The following is a 23,937-nucleotide window of genomic DNA, read 5'->3' as shown; positions in this document are numbered from 1 at the left end:
TGGTATCCATTACCTTCGCATTTTCAATTGGAAGAGGAATTCTTCCAAAACTGAACAAAAGATCCAAAGCGCTATATGACCCGAGGTCATACATCGACTAGAGTAAAAACTCCATAGAAAGGAGGTGATCCAGCCGCACCTTCCGATACGGCTACCTTGTTACGACTTCACCCCAATCATTTGTCCCACCTTAGGCGGCTGGCTCCAAAAGGTTACCTCACCGACTTCGGGTGTTACAAACTCTCGTGGTGTGACGGGCGGTGTGTACAAGACCCGGGAACGTATTCACCGCGGCATGCTGATCCGCGATTACTAGCAATTCCGGCTTCATGTAGGCGAGTTGCAGCCTACAATCCGAACTGAGAATGGCTTTATGGGATTGGCTCCACCTCGCGGTTTCGCTGCCCTTTGTACCATCCATTGTAGCACGTGTGTAGCCCAGGTCATAAGGGGCATGATGATTTGACGTCGTCCCCACCTTCCTCCGGTTTGTCACCGGCAGTCACCTTAGAGTGCCCAACTAAATGCTGGCAACTAAGATCAAGGGTTGCGCTCGTTGCGGGACTTAACCCAACATCTCACGACACGAGCTGACGACAACCATGCACCACCTGTCACTTTGCCCCCGAAGGGGAAGCTCTGTCTCCAGAGTGGTCAAAGGATGTCAAGACCTGGTAAGGTTCTTCGCGTTGCTTCGAATTAAACCACATGCTCCACTGCTTGTGCGGGTCCCCGTCAATTCCTTTGAGTTTCAGCCTTGCGGCCGTACTCCCCAGGCGGAGTGCTTAATGTGTTTACTTCGGCACTACGGGCATCGAAACCCCTAACACCTAGCACTCATCGTTTACGGCGTGGACTACCAGGGTATCTAATCCTGTTTGCTCCCCACGCTTTCGCGCCTCAGCGTCAGTTACAGACCAGAGAGTCGCCTTCGCCACTGGTGTTCCTCCACATATCTACGCATTTCACCGCTACACGTGGAATTCCACTCTCCTCTTCTGCACTCAAGCTTCCCAGTTTCCAATGGCCGCTCGGGGTTGAGCCCCGAGATTTCACATCAGACTTAAGAAGCCGCCTGCGCGCGCTTTACGCCCAATAATTCCGGACAACGCTTGCCACCTACGTATTACCGCGGCTGCTGGCACGTAGTTAGCCGTGGCTTTCTGGTGAGGTACCGTCAAGGTACCGGTAGTTACGCCGGTACTTGTTCTTCCCTCACAACAGAGCTTTACGACCCGAAGGCCTTCCTCACTCACGCGGCGTTGCTCCGTCAGACTTTCGTCCATTGCGGAAGATTCCCTACTGCTGCCTCCCGTAGGAGTCTGGGCCGTGTCTCAGTCCCAGTGTGGCCGATCACCCTCTCAGGTCGGCTACGCATCGTCGCCTTGGTAAGCCGTTACCTTACCAACTAGCTAATGCGCCGCAGGCCCATCCCTTAGTGACAGCCGAAACCGTCTTTCAAAAGAGAATCAGGTGATTCTCTCTATTATCCCGTATTAGCTCCGGTTTCCCGGAGTTATCCCAGTCTAAGGGGCAGGTTACCTACGTGTTACTCACCCGTCCGCCGCTGACTTCCGGGAGCAAGCTCCCTTCTGTCCGCTCGACTTGCATGTATTAGGCACGCCGCCAGCGTTCGTCCTGAGCCAGGATCAAACTCTCCGTTAAAAGTGTTTGACTTGCTCATTTGCACATTTTAAAGCTGTGTCTAACTTCATTGACGAGATACCTTGTATCTCTTTTTACGCTTGGCTTTTGTTCAGTTTTCAAAGAACTCGTTTGCGCCTCGATCTCTCTTGGCGACTCAATCAATATACCATTTTCTTGCGTATAAAGTCAACAACTTTTTTTAAATTATAATTAAGTTGTTTGCGCCTCTCTTAAGAGGACAAGTAATAATATATCATTCTATTAATAAATCGTCAACTATATTTTTAAACTTTTTTCAGCTTTATTCATTTAACTTGTTTCTATTCAGTAAGTTCAACAACACTATGTTAGTTACATACGTACTCTCCTATTCATGTATTTCGTCGTTATTAGCAAACGAACCTAAGAAGAATGTATTCAGCCACTAAATTGACAACGAGAACAGCGTTGCTGGTTCAAGCACACACCATTCTCGTTCTAATCAATTATTCTCTTTTACTATTATCTTCATGATCCATAAAAAGCTTGTGTTTAGTTTACGGCCACTAACAATTAACTATTTGTTGATTGCCCCGCATCAACATGTAAAACCTGACCAGTTACAAAACGTGAATCGTCTGAAGCTAAGTACACATATGTGGGAGCCAATTCAAAAGGTTGACCTACTCTACCAAATACATTATCTACAGGTAGGGCATTATCATCTGCTGAAAAGCTAGACGGAATAAGCGGGGTCCAAATCTTACCTGGTGCCACCGCATTTACACGTATCCCTCTTTTTCCAACTTGTTTCGCCAGAGCTCTCGTCCATCCTACATTCGCTCCCTTTGTCGCCGTATAATCAACAAGCTGTGGCTCTCCCACATACGTTACGACAGAAGATGTCATAATAATGGAGCTTCCAGGCTCTAAATAGGGCATAGCTGCTCTTGTTAAGTAAAAATGCGAGTACACATTCACTTTAAACGTGTGATCAAATTGTTCGTCCGTGATATCGGTAATCGATTGCTGCGGAAATTGGATACCGACATTGTTAACGACGATATCAATCTTTTTAAAAGTCTCAATCGTTCGGCGTACAATTTCTTCATTTTTTTCTTTTAAACTCACATCCCCTGAAATAAGTAAACAGCGACGTCCTAATTCCTCAATCCTATTCTTCGTTCGGTAGGCGTCCTCATGCTCATGTAAGTAGCTAATCACACAGTTAGCACCTTCTTTTGCAAACGCAATTGCCGTCGCTGCACCAATTCCACTGTCACCGCCTGAAATTATGGCGACTTTATTTTCTAGTTTTCCAGAACCTTTATATTGTTCATTTTCTATAATAGGACGCGGAACCATTAATGATTCAATTCCCGGTTGCTCCAATTGTCTTTGTTCGGGGCCCGTTAAATTTAGTTCTTCATAGCGTGTGATCTTTCCATAGCTAGGATATAAAGGATAAGTTCCTTCTTTTATATTTGAATGAAACCATTGTTGAAGCTCTTCAATCTCACGCTTTTTGTCAAATTCATTGGTCATTTCATCACCTCGATAATCCTACACTATGAATAGGCGATTACCTACGTGCACGTCTTTTTTGCTGAGAGACATACTTCTCCCTCTTTGACTTTGCATATAGTAAGTTACAAAGGAGGAGCAGTCTTATGAACTTTACACTTTATCCTGAAGTCACCCTGCTTACAAAGAGCGATTCATCAGAACATGAGCGTATGCACTATTTAGGAGATTCATGGCTTGTTCCAAAAATAGGACCTAGACCTCCCTTTTACACTCATCCTCGACTTGATCCAGAGTACCCAGTCCTTTAAAGCAAAAAGAAACTGTCCAAAAGGACAGTTTCTTTTATTCTTCATTCGAGTCAGTGGTTTCTTCTATATCGTTTGTAGCTTCTGTCGTTTCTAATTCTTCGCTATCCTCAAGATCCTCTACATCTTCATCATGAATATTGACTCGGGCAACGGTTGCTACCTCTTCGCCTTCCTGAACACGGATAAGAGTAACCCCTTGTGTATTTCTTCCGGTTGTCGAAATCCCTTCAACAGTTGTCCGAATAATAATACCATTCGCCGTTACAATCATAATGTCATCGTCTTCGCCAACCATCTTTAACGACACAAGCGGACCGTTTTTGTCGGTTACATTACACGTCTTAATGCCTTTACCGCCTCGGCTCTGAACACGGTATTCTTCCAGCTCTGTGCGCTTTCCGTAACCTTTTTCCGTTACAACAAGCACCTTTTGGTCTTCGTTGATAACATCCATTCCAACTACACCATCATCGTTCGAAAGGGTAATCCCTTTTACACCACCAGCAGTTCGTCCCATGTCACGAACATCCGTCTCATGGAAACGGATAGCCATTCCTTGCCTTGTACCAATCATCATCTCTCGGTCCCCATCTGTTAAACGGACACCGTGTAACGAGTCGCCTTCACGCAAATTAATGGCGAACAAACCACCTTTACGGATATTTGCAAATGCGGACAACGTTGTTCGCTTCGCAATACCATGTTCCGTTAAGAAGAATAAATAAGAGTTGTCGCCAAATTCTTCGATTGGAATTACTGTACTGATCGTTTCCCCTGGCTCAATTTGCAAGAGATTAATGGCTGGGATCCCTTTTGCTGTTCGTCCTAATTCAGGAATTTCATAGCCTTTTAAACGATATACTTTTCCTTTGTCAGTAAAGAATAAAATGGTATGGTGGGTATTTGTTATAAACAAATGTTGAACAAAATCATCATCATTTGTTCCCATTCCTTGTATTCCTTTACCACCACGTCTTTGTGCTCTGTACGTAGAAACCGGTAGACGCTTTACATAACCGTTATGTGTAATGGTAATGACGATATTTTGACGAGGGATTAAATCTTCATCTTCAAGATGTTCTTCACTCATCGAGATAACCGTTCTGCGTTCATCATTAAATTTCTGCTTAACCAATTCTAATTCCTCGCGAATAACTTCTAACACACGTTCTTCACTAGCTAAAATAGCTCTTAGCTCTGCAATACGAGCCATTACTTCTTTGTATTCTTGTTCTAACTTATCTCGTTCAAGACCAGTCAGTCTTTGTAATCTCATATCTAAAATGGCTTGCGCCTGATCATAGCTAAGTTCAAAGCGTTCAATCAATCCATTTCGAGCAATTTCAGCTGTTGCTGACGCACGAATTAACGCGATGATCTCATCAATATGGTCTAGTGCAATTCGTAGCCCTTCTAATATGTGCGCACGAGCTTCTGCTTTATTTAAATCAAATTGTGTCCGTCTACGAATAACTTCTACTTGGTGCGCTAAATAATGCTCTAACGCCTGTTTTATATTCAATACTTCAGGCTTGCCATTAACGAGTGCCAACATATTAATTCCGAAACTCGTTTGCAAAGCTGTTTGCTTGTACAAATTATTTAAAATGACGTTTGGATTTGCGTCGCGACGGATATCAATAACAATACGCATACCATTTCGGTCAGATGAATCTCTCAGCTCGGTAATACCCTCTATTTTTTTATCACGAACGAGTTCAGCAATTTTTTCAATTAAACGAGCTTTATTTACTTGGTAAGGTAGTTCAGTCACAATAATAGACTGTTTTCCTTTTTTCTCTTCAATTTCTGTTTTTGCGCGCACCATAATGGACCCGCGACCAGTCGTATAAGCTTTACGAATTCCAGAACGTCCTAAAATTTCTCCTCCAGTAGGGAAATCTGGACCAGGAATGTGCTCCATTAAGTCTGGGATCGTAATCTCTGGGTCTTTTGATAATGCAAGCACACCATCAATCACTTCCCCTAGTTGATGAGGAGGGATATTCGTCGCCATCCCAACGGCAATACCAGAAGTACCGTTCACTAAAAGGTTTGGGAATCTCGCTGGCAATACTTTAGGCTCGCGCTCTGTACCATCGTAGTTATCGTCAAAGTCAACCGTATCCTTGTTTAAGTCACGAACAAGCTCCATGGAGATTTTCGACATCTTTGATTCTGTGTAACGCATTGCCGCCGCCGAATCTCCATCAATAGAACCAAAGTTTCCATGTCCATTAACGAGCATATAACGATAGCTAAAATCTTGCGCCATACGAACCATTGTATCGTATACAGAAGAGTCTCCGTGAGGGTGGTACTTCCCTAAAACTTCTCCGACAATTCTTGCCGATTTTTTAAACGGTTTATCAGGTGTCATTCCTAATTCAAACATCGCATAAAGAATACGGCGGTGAACCGGCTTCATTCCATCTCGTGCATCAGGAAGAGCTCGGCTAACAATAACACTCATGGCATAATCCATGAATGATTCTTTCATCTCTTCATCAATTAATCGTTCTCTAAGTCTCGACACATCTTCTTCAGCCATACAAAAACCTCCGCAACAGACTAAGTTACATCCTTAGTCCTCCTCTTAAATATCCAAGTTCTTTACATACTGTGCGTTCTCTTGAATGAAATCGCGTCGTGGCTCTACTCGATCTCCCATTAACACTTCAAAAATTTCATCTGCTTTAATAGCATCTGCTAGAGTTACTTGAAGCATATTTCTTGTGTCTGGGTCCATTGTGGTTTCCCACAATTGAGTAGCATCCATTTCCCCTAGTCCTTTATAACGCTGAATTCCCACCTTCGTTCGATCTTCAATGGTTGAGAGATGTGCATCTAATTCTCGATCTGAATAAACATACGTTACATTATTTTTTCCTTGTTCCACTTTATATAATGGCGGTTGCGCAATGTACACAAAGCCACTTTCAATTAACTCACGCATATAGCGATAGAAGAATGTAAGAATAAGCGTCCGAATGTGGGCACCATCTACGTCCGCATCTGTCATAATCACAATTTTATGGTAGCGAGCTTTTTCGATATCGAATTCTTCGCCAATACCCGTGCCAATTGCTGTTATGATCATCCGAATTTCATTATTTGCTAGAATTTTATCCAAACGCGCTTTTTCTACGTTTAAGATTTTCCCTCTAAGAGGCAAAATCGCTTGGATATGTGGATCTCGTCCACCTTTAGCAGACCCACCTGCCGAGTCACCTTCTACGATAAATAATTCGCTGATGGTTGCATCTTTAGAAGAACAATCTGTTAGTTTACCTGGTAGTGAACTCACTTCTAACGCACTTTTTCGGCGCGTTAATTCACGTGCTTTTTTTGCAGCCTCTCTAGCTCTAGAAGCCATCAAGCCTTTATCTACGATTTTGCGCGCAACCGTAGGGTTTTCTGCCATAAAACGTGAGAAACTTTCAGAGAAAAGAGAGTCTGTAATTGTTCTTGCTTCACTGTTCCCTAGCTTTGTTTTCGTTTGCCCTTCGAATTGAGGCTCTGGAATTTTAACAGAAATAATAGCCGTTAATCCTTCGCGAACATCTTCACCACTAAGATTCGGATCATTCTCTTTAAACAGGCTGTTCTTTCTTGCATAATCGTTAATAACACGTGTTAAACCAGTTTTAAAGCCTGATTCATGTGTGCCACCTTCGTGGGTGTTAATGTTATTTGCAAATGAATAAATACTGCTTGTATAGCCATCGTTATATTGAACAGCTACTTCTACTGTTAATCCTTCTTTTTCACCTTCAACATGGATAGGTTCAGCATGAAGTGCCTCTTTCGTACGATTCAAATGCATAACGAACGAAGAAATTCCACCTTCGTAATAATACGTAGCTTCTTTTCCCTCTTCCGTTCTTTTATCAGCAATGCGAATGGTAAGCCCTTTATTTAAAAAGGCAAGCTCCCTTACACGACTCGCTAATGTGTCATAATCAAATTCTAATGTCTCTTTAAAAATGTCACCGTCTGGCTTAAACGTAATAACGGTCCCTGTTTTTTCGGTTTCACCAATAATGTTTAAATCCTCTTGAGGCACACCTCTTGAATAGGATTGCTTATGGATTTTCCCGTCCAAATGGACATTCACTTCTAAATAAGTCGATAAGGCATTTACAACAGATGCCCCTACACCGTGTAGACCACCAGAGACTTTATAGCCGCCTCCACCGAATTTTCCACCAGCGTGAAGAACAGTCATAATAACTTCAACTGCTGGACGACCCATTTTTTCTTGAATCCCAACAGGTATACCACGACCATTATCTTCCACCGTAATAGAATTATCTTTTTCAATGGTTAATGTAATGGTGTCACAATAACCGGCCATTGCTTCATCGATACTATTGTCGACAATTTCCCAGACTAAATGGTGTAACCCTCTTTGGCTTGTCGATCCGATGTACATACCAGGTCGTTTTCTTACTGCCTCTAACCCTTCAAGTACTTGTATTTGGCTTTCATCATACGTTTGATTTTGATCATTTTCCAACATTTTTCACCTTCTCGTTAGGGGTCCTATCCATTGGTTTCTTCTTCCTCAAATAAACGATCTAGCACATTTTCGGTTGAGCGCTTATAGAGGGTTTGTGTGGAAACCGGAGAGTAATACACATGATGATTTGTTACAATGACGCTTTTGATCGCGTCTGTTACATTGCCGATACACGTTTTTTGTATCGTTTGATTTTCAAGAAAAGCGAGTGTGTCTTTCGGTAACGCCTCTTCAACATATGGAAAAATACCAACAATCCGGTTGATTGGTAAAATAATATCTCCACCTACATGAATATACATCGTTTACTCCATTCGTTTGATTTCACCTTGGTTCACAGTAAAAATGCACGCTTCTTGACGAACACTTTCATGTAGTCCGCTAATGGACGTCGTTGTTACAAACGTTTGTACGCGATTCTGAATCGTTTCTAGTAAATGAGATTGTCTATAATCATCTAGTTCTGATAGCACGTCATCTAGTAATAGAACAGGATATTCACCGACTTCATCATGAATTAAATCAATTTCTGCCAATTTAAGAGATAATGCTGTCGTTCGCTGCTGCCCTTGAGAACCGAACTTTTGAACATCTAAGTCGTTAATGGTAAAAGCTAAATCATCTCGATGCGGCCCAAATAACGTCGTTCCTCTTCTTACTTCTTCTGCTTTTTTCGCTTCGTATTTTTTTTGCATATCTATTTTTATTTTCGACAGATTTCCCTCTTCTGATACCTCTAAAGAAGGGATATATTGAAGTCTTAACACTTCTTTTCCTCTGCTAATAGAATCGTGAATCGGAACAGCCCATTTTTCTAGCTGTTTCGTAAATTCCCCACGCTTTTTCATAATAAAAGCCGCTCGCTCTATCATTTGTTCAGTTAAAATATCAAGCATCGTAAAATCCGTCGAACGTTTCACCTGCATCGTTTTAAGTAAGACATTACGTTGTTTCATAATTTTGCCGTAATGAGACAATTCATAGAGATAAACCGGACTAATTTGCCCTAACTCCATATCAATAAAACGCCTTCTTGTTTGTGGGCTTCCCTTAACAAGTTCTAAATCTTCCGGTGCAAACATGACAACATTAATCGTTCCAACATAATCACTTAAGCGTTTTTGCTCTAGCCCATTTATCTTCCCGCGCTTTCCTTTCTGCGAGATAATTAAATCTAGCTCGACTTGGCCAGTTCGATTTTCAGCTTCAATATGGATTCGGGAAAATTCATCATCGAATCGTATCAATTCTTTGTCTTTATTCGATCGATGGGATTTCGCAAGAGAGATGACATAAATCGCTTCTAGTAAATTGGTTTTACCTTGTGCATTTTCTCCAATAAACACATTTACTTTATCACCGAAAGACAATGCAGCTCTCTCATAATTACGGTAGGACGTTAGTTGAATTTTTCTTATTAGCATTCTTACACCTTCGTAACGATTACAAAGGTTCGTCCATCTACTAAATCAATTTGATCATCAGGTCGTAACTTCTTACCTCGGCGATTTTCTTCTTCACCATTTACGTAGACGATATATTCGCTTAAATACCACTTTGCCATTCCACCAGTATCAATCACTCCAGCTTCTTTTAGTAATTGACCGAGTGTAATGTATTCTGATTCAATCTCAATTTGTTCCAAGATCGTACACCTCACCATCTGCTAGACGAAGGGAAGACAGCATACGTCAAATGGATGCTGTCTCTAATTTGTTAGCTGTATCGTATTGTTCGCTCTAAAAAATCTCTTTCTCTATTGTACTAAACGAATCGTCTCTAGCCAACCTTTTTTCACACAAGCTTTTAATAAGTCCGTACTGGTGAAAAAAGGTGTAAGTACCGATCAGAATCAATTGGACGGATAACAAACGGACTCATCGCTCCTGTGAACATCAAATGAATCTCTTCACTATCAATGACTTTTAAAGCATCGATAATGTTCTTACCGTTAAAAGAGATTCTTAATTCTTCACCTTCGTACCGTTCAACTTCCATTTGTTCGGTCACTTTCCCTACCTCTTGTGAAGTAGATGAAATTTCAATTTCGCCTTCTCCCAAGGTTTTCATGTTTATGACATTGTTTTTTGCTTCTCTAGATAAAAGAAGTGCTCGTTCTAATGTCTGAAGCAACGGCTTCGTTTTCAGCACAAAGCTTGTTCTTGATTGATTTGGAATCATACTTGATGTAACTGGATACTTTCCTTCTAGCAATCTTGAGAAAAATAACACGTGCCCAAGTTTGAATAAAATTTGGTTCTCCGTCACAACAATATTAACGGCATCTGATGTATCTTCTACAATCTTGCTCAATTCTTGCAAGCTTTTTCCCGGAATAACCACATTTTGAAAATGCAGGTCTTCATTTTCAGCATCGATTTTTGTACGTCTCATTGCCAAGCGATGACTATCTGTTGCAGTACAGATTAACCCACCTTCTTCGGTCTCAATGTTTACACCTGTCAACACTGGGCGTGTTTCCTGAGTGGACACTGCAAAGACAGTCTGACGAATAACATTGCGAAGCATGTCTTGAGGCATAGAAAAAATCAAATCCTCTTTCAACTGCGGAAGTCGTGGATATTCATCAGGGTCTAATCCATTTAACGTAAAGACAGAAGATCCAGAACGAATCGTAGCAGCAAATTGATCATGAACCGTAATATCAATTGTATCGCCAGGTAATTTTTTCACTATTTCAGAAAAGTATTTTGACTGTAATACAATACTTCCTTCTTCCTGGACTTCAACAAGTTCTTTCTCATTTTCAACGGTTGGAATAAATGCTTCAATCGATAAATCAGAATCACTTCCTGTTAACGTTAAACCATTTTTTGTTGCGACAATTTTTATTCCAGTAAGAATAGGAATCGTTGTTCTCGGAGAAACAGCTTTCGATACGTGTTGAACATCATGAACCATTCGGTTGCGATCAATTAGGACATGCATACTTTGATACTCCTTTTCATAAACATATATAGTATTCTTTTTTTATTATAAAAGTCGTAGTAATAGTAATAGGGCTTGTGGGTTTGTGGATAACTAAAAAAATGCGTAAAGAGATAGCCTATTCACATGTGGGTAAATTGTGGATAGGCTTGTTCCAATTATACACATCATTCACAGCCTATTGGCGAAGCTGCTCGGTAATCATTTGTATTTTTTGTTGTAAATCTTGATCGGTAACAAGTAATTTTGAAATTTTTTCGTGAGCATGAATGACCGTTGTATGGTCACGGCCACCAAATTCACTACCGATTTTAGGTAAGGAGGCATCTGTCATTTCTCTTGAGAGATACATTGCAATCTGTCTAGGAAAAGCAACAGATTTTGTTCGCTTCTTCGCTTTGAAATCTTCTAATTTAACTTGATAATGGTCACCGACAAGTTTTTGAATATCTGAGATGCTCAGCGTTTTTGGTAGTGCATTTGGAATAATATCTTTTAAAGCTTCAGCAGCTAAATCGGCATTCATGTCTTGATTGATAAGAGAAGAATACGCGACAACACGAATTAAAGCCCCTTCTAGCTCACGTATATTCGTGTCAATTTGATTCGCAATGTAAAGCATCACTTCATTTGGAATATCAAGGTTTTCTGCTTTTGCTTTTTTTCTTAAAATGGCAATACGCGTCTCAAGATCAGGTGGCGTTATGTCTGTTATTAAGCCCCATTCAAATCTTGAACGAAGACGATCTTCTAATGTAGGAATCTCCTTAGGAGGACGATCACTCGAGATCACAATTTGCTTTGACTCTTCATGTAGAGCGTTAAATGTATGAAAAAACTCTTCTTGAGTTTGAATTTTCCCAGCAATAAATTGAATATCATCTATTAATAAGACATCGACATTGCGATATTTGTTGCGGAAATGAACCGCTTTGTTGTCACGAATCGCATTAATAAATTCATTTGTAAACTTTTCTGAAGAGAGGTAAACAACCTTAGCGTTTGGATTATGTTCCATTACATAATGACCGATGGCATGCATTAAATGTGTTTTGCCTAGTCCAACGCCACCATAAATGAAAAGTGGATTGTATGCTCGGGCTGGCGCTTCTGCAACAGCCAGTGAAGCAGCATGGGCAAACCGGTTACCAGAACCGATAACAAAGGTATTAAACGTGTATTTATCATTTAACATCGAACGATTTGTGTCATTTTGGGTAGCTACATTTACTTCTGTCGCGGCAGGAGTTGGTTGTTCTTGAATGACTTGTTCTTGTTCGTGCTGTGGAATGACAAATTTCGGGTTTAGTCTTGCACCAGTTAAATGCTCGATAATATCTGCTGCTAAGCTTGAGTAATGATCTTCAAGCCAATCGCGAGCAAATTCATTTGGAGCTGTTATTGTAATAACGTCATTTTGCAAAGCCGTTGCTGTCGTTGATTTTAGCCAAGTTTCATAACTAGGCTTACTTACTCTCTGTTTCATTTCTTCAAGTACTTTATTCCATAGGTCATGAATATTTTCCAAAAAAGCCCCTCCTTCTGCGACATTCTCACACTGTACAACTTTTGTATAAGTAGTGGTATAAATATACGGACGAATATATACGACGAAACATTCATATTATAGGATGTCACGTAGAAAAGCAACGACTTCAACAAACTGTGGATAACAAAATAAACAGATGGAAAGAACCTGTCCACAACCTTACCCACAGGCTGTGGACAGGTTCTTTAGTACTCACTTTGTCCACGAAAGAAATCTCTTATATCATAGCAAAAAAAAGCTGTAGTAGCAATGGAAGGATGAACTTATCCACAAAATACAGGATGTAGTGTTTTAGTGTTGTCCACAATACAAGATATGTGTAAATCTTTGTCGATAACGTGTAGATAACCGTTTGTGAATAAAAATATGTCCACAAAGGAAGAGAGAGACTTTGTTAAGAAGTGAAAAAAGAGGTTTAAAAGAAGTTTAGAATAAAGACTTGACACATACGGGCATACATCTATATAATTTTTAGGAGTGCCTTAAGATCTAAATCCTCGAAGGAGGTGGAATACATGGGTAAACCAACGTTCCAACCAAATAACCGTAAACGTAAAAAGAATCACGGCTTCCGTGCAAGAATGGCTACGAAAAATGGACGTAAAGTTCTTTCTCGCCGTCGTCAAAAAGGAAGAAAAGTATTGTCTGCATAGACCACTGACATCAGTGGTCTTTTTCAGGTTATATACATTATTTGAGCCAAGAGGGTCGTGAGACGAATGAAAAAAGAGCAACGTATTAAAAAAAATGAAGAATTTTCGGCTGTCTTTAATAGAGGATCATCAATGGCCAACCGTCAATTTGTTCTTTATATCTTGCCGAAAGAAGGACAAGATTCACTGCGCCTCGGATTATCTGTCTCAAAAAGAGTGGGAAATGCCGTTTGTCGAAATCGGATTAAACGTTTTGTACGTGAAGTATTTACTCAAATTCAGGGTGAACTAAAGCATAATTACGATTATGTTGTCATTGCCCGAAATCCAGTTAAAGACATGACGTACCATGAAATTAAAAGTAGCTTGGAGCATGTACTTAGAAAATCAAAAATGATTGTTCGTGTTCAACAAATAAAGAAAATCGACAGCTAGGAGGAAGAAAAGAAAGTGAAACGAATTAGCTGGCTCGTAGTCATGACGGGGATGCTCTTTTTTTTATCTGGCTGTTTTAATATTAACGAGCCTATTACATCAGAGAGCTCAGGTTTTTGGAATTCCTTCTTTGTGTATCCGTTATCACAATTAATTATCTTCATTGCAAACTGGGTAAATAGCTATGGATTTGCCATTATCATTGTAACCATTTTATTTCGATTCATTTTACTGCCATTAATGGTGAAGCAAACGAAAAGCATGAAGGCGATGCAGCAGTTGCAGCCGGAGATGCAGAAATTACGTGAGACGTATAGCGCAAAGGATCAAAATACACGGTTAAAATTAAATGAAGAAATGCAGAAATTATTTGCAACACATAAAGTAAATCCTTTTGCAGGTTGTTTACCGATTTTGATTCAAATGCCGATATTTCTTGCTATTTATCATGCGATTATGCGTACTGAGAATTTTCAAGGGGAATCCTTTGCTTGGTTTCAATTAAGTGATCCAGATCCATTTTTTATTTTACCGATATTGGCGTTTGTGTTAACATTCGTGCAGCAAAAAATGATGATGGTTCAAAATAATCCACAAGCAAAAATATTATTATATCTTATGCCGTTTATGATTTTAGTAATCGGGATTTTCTTACCAGCTGCTGTTATTTTGTATTGGGTAGTAGGAAACATCTTCATGATTGCACAAACCTACTTTATTACTGGACCAAATACAGGAAAAAGAGGGTTGGAATCTACTGTTGGTGTTAATCAAAGCACGACAAAGGGTACGTATTCAACAAACGCAAAAAATAAGAGTTCAAATAAGAAGAAGAAAAACAAGAAAAAACGGAAATAAGAAAGGGGTATCCTATGGCAACGAAGACGGTAAAAGGTCGGACTGTTGATGAAGCTGTACAAAAAGCATTAGATGAACTTCATGTAAAAAAAGATCAATTAATGTATAACGTAATTGAAGAACCGCAAAAAGGTTTCTTAGGATTATTTGGTGGAAAACCTGCAGTAATTGAAGTTCGTGTAAAACCTAAGACCGAAGACGTTGCTGAATCCTTTCTTTTAAAAACAGCCGAATTAATGGGACTTAACGTTACGGTAGATCATCAACGTGATGGGAAATATGTTGCATTGGACCTTGTGACATCTGAAAGTGATGACCAAGGAAAGTTGATTGGAAAAAAAGGACAAACACTTGATTCTTTAGAGCATTTAACAAATTTAGTTGTTGCTAAGCATGACACAAGCGATACCTCTCGTATTCGCTTAAATGCCGGTGGCTACAGGGAAAAACGAGAAGAGACTTTGCGTCAACTAGCCATTCGAATCAGTCAAAAGGCACATACAACAAAGGAAAAAGTGGTACTTGAGCCAATGTCTGCTCGGGAACGTAAAGTCATTCATACAACATTAGCGGATAGTCAGATTGTCACAACTGAATCAAAAGGAAACGGTTCAAAGCGACATGTTGTTGTTGAACCGAAAAAATAAGAAGTGCAGAAGCACTTCTTATTTTTATGGAGCCATAAAAACTGGAAGAGAAAGTTCACATTGAAGCAATGGCTTTTCAACTAGGCGTATGCTATTCTTATTAGTTGAAGCTGTATTTTACGGGGGTGATGAATGTGGATACAATCGCAGCAATATCTACGGCACTTGGAGAAGGCGCTATCGGAATTGTCCGGCTCAGTGGAGATCAAGCAATTGACATTAGTGACAAGCTCTTTAAAGGAACAACAAAATTGAGTGATGTAAAGACGCACACCATTACTTACGGGCACCTAGTCGAGAGTAATGAAGTCATTGAAGAGGCTATGGTCACTGTTATGCATGGACCAAAAACGTATACGCGAGAGAACATCGTTGAAATTAACTGTCATGGAGGGTTGGTTTCTGTTAATCGCGTGTTACAAGCAGCATTGTCACATGGTGCTCGGTTGGCTGAGCCGGGAGAATTCACAAAGCGTGCTTTCTTAAATGGGAGAATAGACCTTTCTCAAGCAGAAGGTGTGATGGATTTAATTCGTTCCAAATCAGATCAGGCAATGAACGTAGCGATGAGACAAGTAGAGGGAAGGTTGTCAGGAAAGATTCAACACCTTAGACAACAACTTTTAGAGACTGTTGCTGCAGTAGAAGTCAATATTGATTACCCTGAGTATGACGCAGAAACGATGACACAACAGATTATTCGCGAAAAGATGAGGCCAGTTCTAGTAGAAATTGATCATCTTCTCGTTACTGCGAAGCAAGGGAAAGTACTGCGTGAAGGATTAGCAACGGCTATTATCGGACGTCCAAATGTAGGGAAGTCTTCCTTAATGAATAGTCTTGTACACGAATCAAAAGCGATAGTTACAGACATTCCGGGAACAACAAGAGACACATTAGAAGAGTACGTTAATGTAAGAGGTGTACCTCTTCGATTGATTGATACAGCAGGTATTCGCGAAACAGAAGATATTGTTGAAAAAATTGGGGTTGAGCGTTCACGTAAAGCCTTAAAAGAGGCAGAGCTAATTTTACTCGTATTAAACAACAGTGAACCGTTAACGATGGAAGACGAAGCGCTTTTTGAAGCCGTTGAAGATATGGATGTCGTTATTATTGTCAATAAAACCGACCAAAAACAAGCGATTGATATTAAAAAAGTGCATCAATTTGCCAACGGGCGACCAGTTGTAACAACGTCATTAATTCATGATGAGGGTGTTGACCAATTAGAAGAGGCAATTAAACAATTGTTTTTCGCTGGAGATATTGAAGGTCAAGATCTAACTTACGTATCAAATGCTAGGCATATAGGGTTGTTAAACGAAGCAAGAAGACGTGCAGAGGACGCGCTACAGGCTACAGAGATGGATGTCCCAGTCGACCTTATCCAAATTGATGTGACACGAACCTGGGAGCTTTTGGGAGAAATTATTGGAGAAGATGTGCAAGATAGTTTAATTGACCAGTTGTTTTCACAATTTTGTTTAGGGAAATAACTCCTCTAAGAATTGTGGATGTCGAGTTCGTTGAGTAACAAGAGCGTTAGGAGTGAACTGATGTACTTCAGATACTCAAAAATTTTTATTGAAAGGAAGGGAGACTAGAGAAACGATCTAGTCGAGCATATATGAATTATCAAGCTGATTCGTTTGATGTGATTGTCATTGGAGCAGGTCATGCAGGAGTGGAAGCAGGTCTTGCTGCTGCGAGGATGGGTTCGAACACGCTTATGCTTACGTTAAATTTAGATGCGATTGCGTATATGCCGTGTAATCCGTCTGTAGGCGGTCCTGCAAAAGGGATTGTCGTTCGTGAAGTAGACGCTTTAGGCGGTGAAATGGGGCGGAATATCGACAAAACCCATATTCAAATGAGAATGTTAAATACTGGTAAAGGTCCGGCGGTTCGTGCCTTACGTGCGCAAGCTGATAAATTCCAGTATCAACATGAAATGAAAAAAACCCTAGAAGAACAAGACAATTTATTAGTACGTCAAGGAATGGTTGATCGACTAATCATTGAGGACGGCGAGTGTCGCGGTGTTATGACCAATACAGGTGCTGAATATCGTGCGAAAGCTGTCGTTATTACAACAGGTACCTATTTAAAAGGTAAAATTATTTTAGGTGAGCTATCTTATGAATCAGGTCCAAATAATATGCAGCCATCCATTAAGCTGTCTGACCACCTCAAAGAACTTGGATTTAACATTGTCCGTTTCAAAACAGGAACGCCCCCACGAGTAAATGGGAACACAATTGATTATACAAAAACAGAAATACAGCCAGGGGACGATAAGCCTCGTGCTTTTTCTTATGAAACCACAAAGTATATTACCGATCAACTTCCATGTTGGTTAACCTATACCGGATCGGACACACATGAAATTATTAATGAAAATCTTGGACGTTCACCAATGTATTCAGGTATGATAGAAGGAACAGGACCAAGGTATTGTCCGTCTATAGAAGATAAGATTGTCCGCTTTAATGATAAGCCACGACACCAAATTTTTCTAGAGCCGGAAGGTCGAAACACAACAGAAGTATATGTGCAAGGTTTATCAACAAGTTTACCAGAGGATGTTCAGCTATCTATGCTTAAATCCATTCCTGGTCTTGAACATGTGAAAATGATGCGCCCTGGATATGCAATTGAATATGATGCCATTGTTCCTACACAATTGTGGCCGACTTTGGAAACAAAGGCAGTACCGGGGCTTTTTACAGCTGGACAAATTAATGGCACATCGGGCTATGAGGAAGCTGCTGGACAAGGGGTGGTTGCAGGAATTAATGCAGCACGAAAAGTAGCAGGACAAGAGCCGTTGATTTTAGATCGTTCAGACGCTTATATTGGCGTTATGATTGATGATTTAGTTACAAAGGGTACAAATGAGCCTTACCGCTTACTTACGTCTAGAGCTGAATTCCGCTTAATTTTACGCCATGATAATGCAGACCTACGCTTAACGGAAAAAGGCTATGACCTAGGCTTAATTTCTGAAGAGCGCTATGCTCAGTTTAAACACAAAAAAGAAGCAGTCGAACAAGAGATTAAGCGTATTAAAGGATTAATCGTGAAGCCATCATCTCAAGTGAATGAAGTTCTTACCCAGTTAGGGTCAAACGCTATGAGTGAGGCAATTAAAGCAGAAGCGCTATTGAAGCGACCAGAATTGACGTATAACGATTTGATGAACATTGTGCCGCACCCTGATCAACAGCTTGATGAGGACGTGTGCGAACAAGTTGAAATTCAAGTGAAGTATGAAGGGTATATCGAAAAACAGTGGCAGCAAGTTGAACGTTTAAAGAAAATGGAGCGTAAGCAAATCCCTGAAGACCTTGACTATGATGCTATACAAGGGCTTGCAACGGAAGCGCGACAAAAATTAAAAATGGTTAGACCTTTATCTGTAGGGCAAGCTTCCCGTGTATCTGGCGTTAATCCTGCAGACGTATCGATTTTACTTGTTTATTTGGAACAAGGACGTCTTGCCAAAACATCATCGTGAGGTTGTTTATATGAGTTTCGAGAAATTTCCAGAATTACTTGCTGAAAAAAATATCGTGCTTTCATCTACTCAAGAGGAGCAGTTCAACCGTTATTTTGAACTGCTTGTTGAGTGGAATGAAAAAATCAATTTAACAGCAATTGTTGCTAAAGATGACGTTTATTTAAAGCATTTTTATGATTCACTTACACCTAGTTTTTATTTTCCTTTTACTAATCAATCTGTATTGGATATTGGAGCAGGAGCAGGGTTTCCGAGTTTGCCTTTAAAAATTCTTTATCCTGATTTACACGTGTCGATTATTGATTCTTTAAATAAAAGAATTGGTTTTTTAACGTTTTTAGCAGACGAATTAGGACTTACAAATGTCTCTTTTTACCATGATCGTGCTGAATTAGCAGGTAAAAATGTGATGCATAGAGAAAATTATGATATTGTGACAGCAAGAGCGGTTGCGCGTATGTCTGTTTTAGCAGAACTTTGTCTTCCTTTTGTTAAAGTAGATGGATCATTTATTGCGTTAAAAGCAGCAGGCGCTAATCAAGAGTTAAATGATGGGGAAAAAGCTATTACAACATTGGGTGGACAAATAGAAAGCAACCATTTCTTTTCTTTACCAGTTGAACAGAGTGACCGTCATATTGTTACGATTAAAAAAATAAAAACAACACCAAAAAAGTATCCTAGAAAACCTGGAATGCCGAACAAACAACCTATTGTTTAAACGTTACGTAAAGGTTTCACGTGGAACAAATTCATTTAAACAAAGGAATGACTTTTATAGGTGTCGAACTATACATGATGGTTATTTAATAAAAGGTGGTGTCTGAGGCGATGAAGCAATCGTTTTCACGCCTATTTGGCTTAAATGATAAACATGACGATGGTGATTTAATCGAAAACGAAGAAGTGAAGCAAATTCCAGTTGAAGACATTGTGCCAAATCGCTTTCAGCCAAGAACGGTTTTTGATGAAGAGCGAATTACTGAATTAGCACAAACCATTCGTACACATGGAATTATTCAGCCAATTGTAGTGCGTATTAGAGAAGAGAAGTATGAAATCATTGCAGGTGAGCGGAGGTTTAGAGCCGTTTCGTCTTTAGGTTGGGAAACAATACCTGCTATTATAAAAGAGTTTAATGATTCACAGACAGCTTCAATTGCTTTAATTGAAAACTTACAGCGTGAGGGACTGACGGCTATTGAAGAAGCCACAGCTTATGCGAAGTTAATTGAAATTCATCAGTTAACACAGGAGAGTCTTGCGCAACGTCTTGGAAAAGGACAATCAACGATTGCAAACAAGCTAAGACTATTAAACTTGCCAAAAAAAGTGCAAGACGCTATTTTAAATCGCTTTATTTCAGAACGCCATGCTAGAGCACTTATTGGGTTAAAAGGTAATCACGAGGCGCAAGAAGTTATTTTAGAACAAATTATTTCAGAACAGTTAAACGTGAAGCAAACAGAAGAACGCGTTCAACAGTTCCTTTATCCGGATCTTGAAGAAAAAGATGAACCGAAAAAGAAAAAACCAACCCGTAAATCGTATCCAAAAGATATGCGGATTGCGATGAATACGATCCGTCAGTCTGTGGATATGGTGATGAAAACGGGGCTGAAGGTCGATACAGATGAAGAAGATAATGATGATTTTTACCAATTTACCATCCGAATACCTAAAAAGTGATCTATCTATTACATAAAGATAGGTCTTTTTTTTAATAGGTTTATCGTCGATTTATGCTAAAATAAAAGTAATCTATTCCAAGTGAAGGTTAAGTGGGCATCCTATGCTCAGTTAATGACTTTTTTTAGGGATTCTCAATTAATGCAAGAAAATAAAGAGAGAATGTTTCTGCAACGAAGGAAAGTAGGTGTCCAAGTGTCAAAAATTATCGCTGTCGCAAACCAAAAAGGCGGCGTTGGGAAGACAACTTCTTCAGTGAATTTGGCAGCATGTTTAGCTCATTTAGGAAAAAAAGTACTTCTAGTTGATATAGATCCACAGGGTAACGCAACGAGTGGAGTAGGTGTTGAAAAAGGGGATGTGGATGAATGTATCTATGATGTCCTTATTGATGATGTACCGGCTAGCAAGGTCATTTTTCCAACGAGTGTAAGTAATTTAGATGTAATTCCTGCGACGATACAGTTATCTGGTGCAGAAATTGAGCTCGTGCCAACGATTTCACGAGAAGTTCGTTTAAAGAAAGCCTTAACACCATTAAAAGAAACGTATGATTATATCTTTATTGATTGTCCACCGTCATTAGGCTTGCTAACAATTAATGCGTTAACAGCGTCAGATTCTGTTATTATCCCAGTACAATGTGAATATTACGCTTTAGAAGGTTTAAGCCAGCTTTTAAATACCGTTCGATTGGTGCAAAAACATTTAAACACATCGTTAGCGATTGAAGGTGTGCTGCTAACAATGTTGGATGCACGAACCAATCTTGGTATTCAAGTTATTGAAGAAGTGAAAAAGTATTTTCGAGATAAAGTATTTGATACGATTATCCCTAGAACCATTCGTCTTGGAGAAGCACCAAGTTATGGAAAACCAATCATTGAATACGATGCGAAGTCACGTGGAGCAGAAGTGTACATAGACTTAGCAAAGGAAGTGGTTGCAAATGGTTAAATCGATTGGAAAGAAAGGTTTAGGTAAAGGATTAGAAGCTTTTTTTCCGAACGAAAGTGAACAAAATCAGGAACAAGTCACATTTATTTCTGTATCTGAAGTAAGACCAAACCCGTATCAACCAAGAAAAACATTTTCAGAAGAATCTTTAAAAGAATTAAGTGATTCGATTAAAGAACATGGCATTTTACAGCCAATTACTGTAAGAAAATCTATTAAAGATTATGAAATTGTAATGGGAGAACGTCGTGTTAGAGCAGCTAAACAAGCTGGATTAGATCAAATTCCTGTTATCATTCAAGATTTAGATGAAAAGAAAATGATGGAAATTGCGTTAATTGAAAATTTACAGCGGGAAGACTTGAATCCGATTGAAGAAGCCATTGCGTACGAAAAACTGATGAGCTACTCAAATAGCACACAAGAACAATTGGCAAAGCGGTTAGGGAAGAGTAGGCCACATATTGCCAACCATATGCGGTTGTTGCAGCTACCTAAAGTGGTTCAAGAGTTTATATCTGTTGGTAAACTAAGTATGGGTCATGGTAGAGCATTACTCGGATTACAAAATAAAGAGAAATTATCTCAAGTGCTTGAAAATGTTCTTCAAGAGAAGCTCAGCGTTCGAGAAGTTGAAAAATTAGTTCAAGAGATTAATGAACATGTTCCACGTGAAACAAGAGAAGTAAAAGTGAAATTGTCTCCTTTTCTTAAAAATCATCAAGAGCGTTTAAGAGATTCACTTGGGACATCGGTCATGATCAAGCCAGGGAAGAAAAAAGGGAAAATAGAGATTGATTATTTTTCTGAAGATGATTTAGAGAGAATTTTAGATATTTTAATACAATCGAAAGAATAAAGAAGCATGTCCTCCTTAAAGAGGCGGCTTCTTTTTTGAAAGGAGAGAATTACATGTATTATTTTGATCACGCCGCTACCTCATTTCCTAAACCGAAACGAGTGATTGACTCGGTTGTCGCTACGATGGAAATGCACGGTGCAAACCCTGGAAGAGGAGGGCATTCTCTAGCTAGACAAGCCTCTGAATTGGTTTTGCAAACAAGGAAAAAAATGGCGACATTTTTCCATGCGCCATCAGAAGATCACGTTTGGTTTTATTCGAATGCAACGTTTGCGTTAAATCAAGCTATTCTCGGATTTCCGTTTTCTAATAAAGATGAAGTCGTTACAACTCATTTTGAACATAATTCGGTCCTTCGACCATTATATGCAATGGAAAAGCAAGCCGGTATCGTTATTCGATTTGCTGGCGGGAAAACAGGTGAGGAAACGGCTGCTAGTGTAGTTGAAGCTATTAACGATAAAACGAAATTTGTCGTAATTAATCATGCTTCAAACGTTACAGGGGAAATCGTTCCATTAACGTCGATTTCTGAAAAAACAGCATCTGTTGGGGCAATCCTTTGCGTTGATGCATCACAAACAGCAGGGACAATTGACATTAATATGGAGAGAGATGGTATTGATCTGCTTGCCTGCCCTGGTCACAAAGGATTATTAGGTCCTCAAGGTACAGGTATCTTAGTATCCAAAGGTAACTATCATTTAAAGCCAATGACCTATGGCGGTACTGGTCATAGTTCTGAAATTAAAGATCAGCCAAATACGTGGCCGGAGCGGTATGAAGCTGGCACTCTAAATACGCCTGCTATTGTAGGGCTCGGGGCTGGATTAGATGAGCTTGAATATTTAGGAGGAACAGAGGCAATTTATCAGCATGAAATGCAGTTGGTCGATTATTTTTTAAGAGAGATTGCGAATGTGAACCTGTCACTTGTTGGTTCAAAAGTAGCTAAGGGTCGCCTAGCGGTTGTTTCCTTCGCCTTTGCTGAGTTAAGCAGTCAAGAGTGTGCCATTATTCTTGATCAACATTATCAAATTGCTGTTAGAGCTGGCTTACACTGCGCTCCAAAATTACATGAGTGGTTTGGATCGATTGACAAAGGGTTGGTACGTGTGAGCTTTGGACCTTATACGACAAAGGAAGATGTTCGTGTCCTTATTAATGCACTAAAGGAAATAGGAACATCGTTTTAAAGCTCAGTGAAAATGCCTTTCTTTTGAAAAAGAGAAGGGTGTTTTTTTTGGGTCGATTGTTTCAGTTGCGCATCCACATAAGTAAAGAGGGTTTGTAATTTTTCAGCCATTGTCATGACCTCGTGAAGACGAGTGCTTTGAAGTATATGGAAATCCATCAGACCAGCAGCATTTACTACTCCAGTAAGAGAACAATCGCCAACTTCAGGCAAAGACTTCCCCATAGCTGCCCCTGGCTTTAATGATTGATTCGAAAGCGTGATCGATCCAACATGTCCTTGCCGTCCTAAACAGGCATCAACCGCAATGAGAAAAGCATGAGGATGAAGTTCGTGAATATCCTTTAATCGATTTTCTAAGTTTACCGCATGAAGAGGTGCTTCTAATGTTCCATAAACAGTAAATTGAGTTAGATGACGCTTCTGTAGCATTGTTCCAAGAAGCGGACCAAGCGCATCGCCAGTAGAACGGTCAGTACCAATACAAGCGACAACAAGTTCTTTTGCTGAGTGTTGACGACAAAATAAAAGTAAGGACTTTCCTAGTTCTTGTGTAAATAAATCATCATCAATATGCATACGTTTGGAAAACACTTTTTTTCTAAAAGGCCAAAGGTTTGTACTCATATTTTTAACT

General features: G+C 39.8%; 21 protein-coding genes and 1 rRNA gene. 12 read left to right on the top strand and 10 right to left on the bottom strand.

From position 1 onward, the window contains the following. Window positions 1-117: 117 nt before the first annotated feature. Window positions 118-1,665 (bottom strand): 16S ribosomal RNA (locus PQ477_RS07650). Between the two features lie 534 nt (window positions 1,666-2,199). Further along, the gene (locus PQ477_RS07645) at window positions 2,200-3,171 is read right to left on the bottom strand and encodes an SDR family oxidoreductase (protein ID WP_035396910.1); all 972 of its coding nucleotides are present in this window, start codon (window positions 3,169-3,171) and stop codon (window positions 2,200-2,202) included. Between the two features lie 125 nt (window positions 3,172-3,296). Here PQ477_RS07645 and PQ477_RS07640 point away from each other — a divergent pair, with 125 nt between their 5' ends. Further along, a complete protein-coding gene (locus PQ477_RS07640) occupies window positions 3,297-3,461 on the top strand; it encodes a hypothetical protein (RefSeq protein WP_158332031.1) in 165 nt (54 codons plus the stop codon). A gap of 34 nt (window positions 3,462-3,495) precedes the next feature. On the opposite strand, the gene gyrA is transcribed toward PQ477_RS07640, so the two are convergent. From gyrA to dnaA, 7 genes are all read right to left on the bottom strand, one after another. Beyond that, window positions 3,496-6,012, bottom strand: coding sequence for a DNA gyrase subunit A (gene gyrA / locus PQ477_RS07635; protein ID WP_144557343.1), 2,517 nt, complete (start codon window positions 6,010-6,012; stop codon window positions 3,496-3,498). A gap of 45 nt (window positions 6,013-6,057) precedes the next feature. Continuing rightward, window positions 6,058-7,980 carry a DNA topoisomerase (ATP-hydrolyzing) subunit B gene (gene gyrB / locus PQ477_RS07630; protein ID WP_274273555.1) on the bottom strand — a complete coding sequence of 641 codons (1,923 nt, stop codon included), beginning with the start codon at window positions 7,978-7,980 and terminating at the stop codon, window positions 6,058-6,060. Between the two features lie 26 nt (window positions 7,981-8,006). Next, window positions 8,007-8,285: an extracellular matrix regulator RemB gene (remB, locus tag PQ477_RS07625; RefSeq protein ID WP_051667704.1), complete on the bottom strand. Its 279-nt coding sequence runs from the start codon at window positions 8,283-8,285 to the stop codon at window positions 8,007-8,009. 3 nt (window positions 8,286-8,288) lie between these two features. After that, window positions 8,289-9,407, bottom strand: coding sequence for a DNA replication/repair protein RecF (gene recF / locus PQ477_RS07620; protein WP_274273312.1), 1,119 nt, complete (start codon window positions 9,405-9,407; stop codon window positions 8,289-8,291). 2 nt (window positions 9,408-9,409) lie between these two features. Then, window positions 9,410-9,628, bottom strand: a complete 219-nt coding sequence (yaaA, locus tag PQ477_RS07615) for a S4 domain-containing protein YaaA (RefSeq protein ID WP_035396907.1) — start codon at window positions 9,626-9,628, stop codon at window positions 9,410-9,412. Between the two features lie 161 nt (window positions 9,629-9,789). Beyond that, window positions 9,790-10,932: a DNA polymerase III subunit beta gene (gene dnaN / locus PQ477_RS07610; RefSeq protein WP_274273311.1), complete on the bottom strand. Its 1,143-nt coding sequence runs from the start codon at window positions 10,930-10,932 to the stop codon at window positions 9,790-9,792. A gap of 178 nt (window positions 10,933-11,110) precedes the next feature. Continuing rightward, window positions 11,111-12,460, bottom strand: coding sequence for a chromosomal replication initiator protein DnaA (dnaA, locus tag PQ477_RS07605; RefSeq protein ID WP_144557338.1), 1,350 nt, complete (start codon window positions 12,458-12,460; stop codon window positions 11,111-11,113). A 536-nt stretch (window positions 12,461-12,996) separates the two neighbouring features. On the opposite strand from dnaA, the gene rpmH reads away from it, so the two are divergent. The 11 genes from rpmH (at window position 12,997) to PQ477_RS07550 (ending at window position 23,301) form a co-directional block, all read left to right on the top strand. Continuing rightward, on the top strand, window positions 12,997-13,134 hold the full coding sequence (gene rpmH, locus PQ477_RS07600; RefSeq protein ID WP_035396906.1) for a 50S ribosomal protein L34: 138 nt from the start codon (window positions 12,997-12,999) through the stop codon (window positions 13,132-13,134). 66 nt (window positions 13,135-13,200) lie between these two features. Further along, the gene (gene rnpA / locus PQ477_RS07595; protein WP_274273310.1) at window positions 13,201-13,569 is read left to right on the top strand and encodes a ribonuclease P protein component; all 369 of its coding nucleotides are present in this window, start codon (window positions 13,201-13,203) and stop codon (window positions 13,567-13,569) included. A 42-nt stretch (window positions 13,570-13,611) separates the two neighbouring features. Then, window positions 13,612-14,427, top strand: a complete 816-nt coding sequence (yidC, locus tag PQ477_RS07590) for a membrane protein insertase YidC (RefSeq protein WP_052008160.1) — start codon at window positions 13,612-13,614, stop codon at window positions 14,425-14,427. 14 nt (window positions 14,428-14,441) lie between these two features. After that, complete coding sequence (gene jag / locus PQ477_RS07585; RefSeq protein WP_035396902.1) at window positions 14,442-15,074, top strand: RNA-binding cell elongation regulator Jag/EloR; 633 nt, start codon at window positions 14,442-14,444, stop codon at window positions 15,072-15,074. Between the two features lie 128 nt (window positions 15,075-15,202). Further along, window positions 15,203-16,573: a tRNA uridine-5-carboxymethylaminomethyl(34) synthesis GTPase MnmE gene (gene mnmE, locus PQ477_RS07580; RefSeq protein WP_035396899.1), complete on the top strand. Its 1,371-nt coding sequence runs from the start codon at window positions 15,203-15,205 to the stop codon at window positions 16,571-16,573. A 131-nt stretch (window positions 16,574-16,704) separates the two neighbouring features. Beyond that, the gene (gene mnmG / locus PQ477_RS07575; RefSeq protein WP_035396897.1) at window positions 16,705-18,594 is read left to right on the top strand and encodes a tRNA uridine-5-carboxymethylaminomethyl(34) synthesis enzyme MnmG; all 1,890 of its coding nucleotides are present in this window, start codon (window positions 16,705-16,707) and stop codon (window positions 18,592-18,594) included. A gap of 10 nt (window positions 18,595-18,604) precedes the next feature. Beyond that, window positions 18,605-19,318, top strand: a complete 714-nt coding sequence (rsmG, locus tag PQ477_RS07570) for a 16S rRNA (guanine(527)-N(7))-methyltransferase RsmG (RefSeq protein ID WP_274273309.1) — start codon at window positions 18,605-18,607, stop codon at window positions 19,316-19,318. 110 nt (window positions 19,319-19,428) lie between these two features. Next, on the top strand, window positions 19,429-20,286 hold the full coding sequence (gene noc, locus PQ477_RS07565; protein WP_274273308.1) for a nucleoid occlusion protein: 858 nt from the start codon (window positions 19,429-19,431) through the stop codon (window positions 20,284-20,286). 195 nt (window positions 20,287-20,481) lie between these two features. Continuing rightward, entirely contained in the window at window positions 20,482-21,243 is a 762-nt protein-coding gene (locus tag PQ477_RS07560; RefSeq protein WP_035396917.1) for a ParA family protein, read from the top strand. Next, on the top strand, window positions 21,236-22,102 hold the full coding sequence (locus PQ477_RS07555; protein WP_035396890.1) for a ParB/RepB/Spo0J family partition protein: 867 nt from the start codon (window positions 21,236-21,238) through the stop codon (window positions 22,100-22,102). The genes PQ477_RS07560 and PQ477_RS07555 overlap by 8 nt, the downstream gene beginning before the upstream one ends. 53 nt (window positions 22,103-22,155) lie before the next feature. Further along, a complete protein-coding gene (locus tag PQ477_RS07550; protein ID WP_274273307.1) occupies window positions 22,156-23,301 on the top strand; it encodes an aminotransferase class V-fold PLP-dependent enzyme in 1,146 nt (381 codons plus the stop codon). On the opposite strand, the gene yyaC is transcribed toward PQ477_RS07550, so the two are convergent. Further along, window positions 23,298-23,927: a spore protease YyaC gene (gene yyaC, locus PQ477_RS07545; protein WP_246117092.1), complete on the bottom strand. Its 630-nt coding sequence runs from the start codon at window positions 23,925-23,927 to the stop codon at window positions 23,298-23,300. The two genes, PQ477_RS07550 and yyaC, sit on opposite strands and share 4 nt — an antisense overlap. Window positions 23,928-23,937: the final 10 nt, after the last annotated feature.

It is taken from the genome of Shouchella hunanensis, from assembly GCF_028735875.1.
Taxonomy (GTDB): Bacteria; Bacillota; Bacilli; order Bacillales; family Bacillaceae_D; genus Shouchella; species Shouchella hunanensis.
Note: the sequence above shows the minus strand (reverse complement) of the source record. Positions and strands in the feature narration are given on the sequence as shown.